Raw genomic sequence first — 2,628 nt, 5'->3', positions numbered from 1 at the left:
CGCAGTTGGAAATGATGGACCGCTGGGTTGGCGGTGTTTTAAAGGAACAGCGCAGAACCCGGCGCTGGAAGCTGTTCTTTCGTTTGATGTTGCTAGCGATTGTATTGATATCGTTAACAGCAATGCTATACCGCGTGTTTCTCGCTGAGCCAACGGCCTCATTGCCCACCGAGAGCCACGTAGCACTGGTGGAAGTACATGGTGTGATTGCCAGTGATGCACCAGCAAATGCTGAACGCATCATTAAAGGGTTGAATCGTGCATGGTCATCAGAGAGCGCTGCTGCTGTTGTGTTGCACATTGATAGTCCTGGTGGAAGCCCTGTGCAATCGCAGCGTATTTACGACGAAATGATGCGGCTGCGTGATCAGGGCGACAAGCCCATTATTGCCGTAATAGAGGATATTGGTGCGAGCGGCGCTTACTACGTTGCTTCTGCTGCCGATAGCATCGTGGCGTCCCGTGCAAGCTTGGTTGGCTCTATTGGTGTTATCTATGCTGGCTTTGGCTTCCAGGAAGCGATCAACCAGATTGGCGTAGAGCGTCGCGTAATGACTGCCGGTGAAAACAAAGCTTTTTTGGATCCTTTTCAGCCGCTTGATGAAGAGGCTGCTGATTTCTGGCAGGGCGTTCTGACTCAAACCCATGAGCAGTTTATAGACGATGTGAAGGCAGGGCGTGGTGATCGTTTGAGCAACAGCCCTGAAATTTTCTCAGGGCTTATCTGGAGCGGTGAACAAGCGTTAGAGCTAGGTTTGATAGATGAGCTGGCCAGTCTTGAGCAAGTAGCTCGTGAGCAGGTAGGCGAGGCTGAATGGGAGAACTATACGCCCAGCTTAGACCCCTTCGAGCGTTTGACACGCCGCTTTACGCAAACAGCTGCCGAAGTGCTGGGGCTTCAGCATGCGCATGCTCCTTTGCGCTTTCAGGCTCAGTAACGACTAAGCGTCGCCGAGTGGGTTCATACCTGCTTGGCGAAGCATGTCGCATAGTGCGATGAGTGGGAGCCCTATGAGTGCGTTTGGGTCTCGGCCTTCGAGTTTTTCAAACAAGCTAATCCCCAGTCCTTCCATGCGGAAGCTGCCAGCGCTGTCTAAAGGTTGCTCAAGGGCAACATATCGTGCAATTTCTTGCTGGCTCAGTGAGCGAAAAACCACCTCAAGCGGCTCGATATGGACGTGATGCCGTTGGTGGCGGGTATCAACTAATGCTAAGCCCGTCAAAAAAGTCACTTTTTGGCCAGAAAAGCGCGCCAGATTCTCCCGAGCGCGCTCTTCTGTATGAGGTTTGCCGAGAATGTCACCCTCAAACAGAGCTATTTGATCAGAGCCAATGATGCAATGATTGGGGAAGCGCTCAGCAACGGCGTTGGCTTTGCTGAGTGCCAGGCGGTGCACTAAGGCGTTGGGCGTCTCATTAGGATAGGGCGTTTCGTCGATGTCTGGAGAGCAGCACTGATAGGGCAGTAATAGCTTGTCCAGTAGCGCTTGGCGGAAGCGAGAGCTTGATGCCAGGACAAGTGGCGCGTTATCGGTTTGAGGCACAGTGTTCTCCTTAATAGGTCTGGTTGAGCATTAATCGGCGTTCAAAGGAGTGTAACGAAACCTTGGTAGCCTGCCTATTTACGTGGTTTTGGGAGATAATCTCATAAGAATTGCACCGACAGCTTTGACAGCGGGGGGGCGAGTGCCTATCATTGCGCGCCTATGTTGACCTCACAAATCCCCAGCCGGGTTGAGCCTTATAAGCTTGCAGCCCGCCGCGAACGACTAGAAGGCATTGTGGCGCTGAACAAGCTGCCACGCCTAGCTGAAGAAGCAGGTGACCAAACCGGCGACTGTCATGTCGTACTCGAGTTTGGCGTTGATGCCCAAGGCCGTCGCGAAATTCGTGGCCATTTGCAAGCGACCCTGGCGTTGCCTTGTCGCCGTTGTCTAGTGCCGCTAAGCCAAGACGTTTCCAGTGATTTCTTATTAGGAATGATTGCAGACGAAGCTTTGGCTGCCGAGCTACCTGCTAGTCATGAGCCGGTGCTGGTGGAAAATGAACAGCTGGACTTGCTGACGGTAATAGAGGATGAACTTATCCTTAGCTTGCCGCAGGTGGTCTATCACGATGAGACCGAATGCCATGTCTCGGCGGAGCAGCTGGTCAGCAAGACCGAAGGCACGGCGGAAGACTCCGCTCCGGCCAAGAACCCTTTCGCAGTGCTTAATGCTTTGAAAAGCAGTGGCGCTTTGAAAGGCAAAAAGTAAGCATCACTTACCTTAATTACCTTGGAGTAAACACCCATGGCAGTTCAACAGAACCGTAAAACTCGTTCCAAGCGCGGTATGCGTCGTAGCCACGATGCGCTGAGCGCACCGACTCTGTCTCAGGACAAGGAAACCGGTACTACTCACCTGCGTCACCACGTTTCTCCCGACGGTTTCTACCGCGGTCGTAAAGTGGTCGAAGTTTAAGCCTTAGCGCTTTTATGAGCGGCAAAACAGGGTGGGTGCTGTGTGCGCCTAGCGATTGATGTAATGGGGGGTGACCAAGGCCCCCGTGCCATTATCGAAGGCTCCGCAAGGGCGGTTGTTGAACGCCCCGACCTAGCATTAACTCTGTTTGGTCCGCGTCAGCAGA

General features: G+C 53.1%; 4 protein-coding genes and 1 pseudogene. 4 read left to right on the top strand and 1 reads right to left on the bottom strand.

Annotated features, from left to right (window positions below):
• Nucleotides 1-938 (top strand): signal peptide peptidase SppA (gene sppA / locus INT22_RS04880; RefSeq protein ID WP_226912415.1); only part of this gene is annotated, 938 nt, incomplete at its 5' end.
• Nucleotides 939-941: 3 nt separating this feature from the next.
• Here sppA and INT22_RS04875 read toward each other — a convergent pair.
• Nucleotides 942-1,544 (bottom strand): Maf family protein, encoded by a 603-nt coding sequence (locus INT22_RS04875; protein WP_193061327.1) that lies wholly within the window; start codon nucleotides 1,542-1,544, stop codon nucleotides 942-944.
• Between the two features lie 162 nt (nucleotides 1,545-1,706).
• Here INT22_RS04875 and INT22_RS04870 point away from each other — a divergent pair, with 162 nt between their 5' ends.
• The 3 genes and pseudogenes from INT22_RS04870 to INT22_RS04860 form a co-directional block, all read left to right on the top strand.
• Complete coding sequence (locus INT22_RS04870; protein ID WP_038485316.1) at nucleotides 1,707-2,255, top strand: YceD family protein; 549 nt, start codon at nucleotides 1,707-1,709, stop codon at nucleotides 2,253-2,255.
• A 36-nt stretch (nucleotides 2,256-2,291) separates the two neighbouring features.
• Nucleotides 2,292-2,462, top strand: a complete 171-nt coding sequence (rpmF, locus tag INT22_RS04865) for a 50S ribosomal protein L32 (protein ID WP_009099300.1) — start codon at nucleotides 2,292-2,294, stop codon at nucleotides 2,460-2,462.
• A gap of 42 nt (nucleotides 2,463-2,504) precedes the next feature.
• Nucleotides 2,505-2,628, top strand: a pseudogene (locus tag INT22_RS04860) (phosphate acyltransferase PlsX); the annotation flags it as partial.

Origin of the sequence: Halomonas sp. 3D7M (assembly GCF_014897885.1) — a bacterium.
In the GTDB taxonomy this organism is placed as follows: domain Bacteria; phylum Pseudomonadota; class Gammaproteobacteria; order Pseudomonadales; family Halomonadaceae; genus Vreelandella.
Note: the sequence above shows the minus strand (reverse complement) of the source record. Positions and strands in the feature narration are given on the sequence as shown.

Bases quoted from the DNA above. Each gene is read 5' to 3' on its own strand.
- rpmF (WP_009099300.1), top strand. From the start codon at position 2,292: ATGGCAGTTCAACAGAACCGTAAAACTCGTTCCAAGCGCGGTATGCGT.
- INT22_RS04870 (WP_038485316.1), top strand. From the start codon at position 1,707: ATGTTGACCTCACAAATCCCCAGCCGGGTTGAGCCTTATAAGCTTGCA.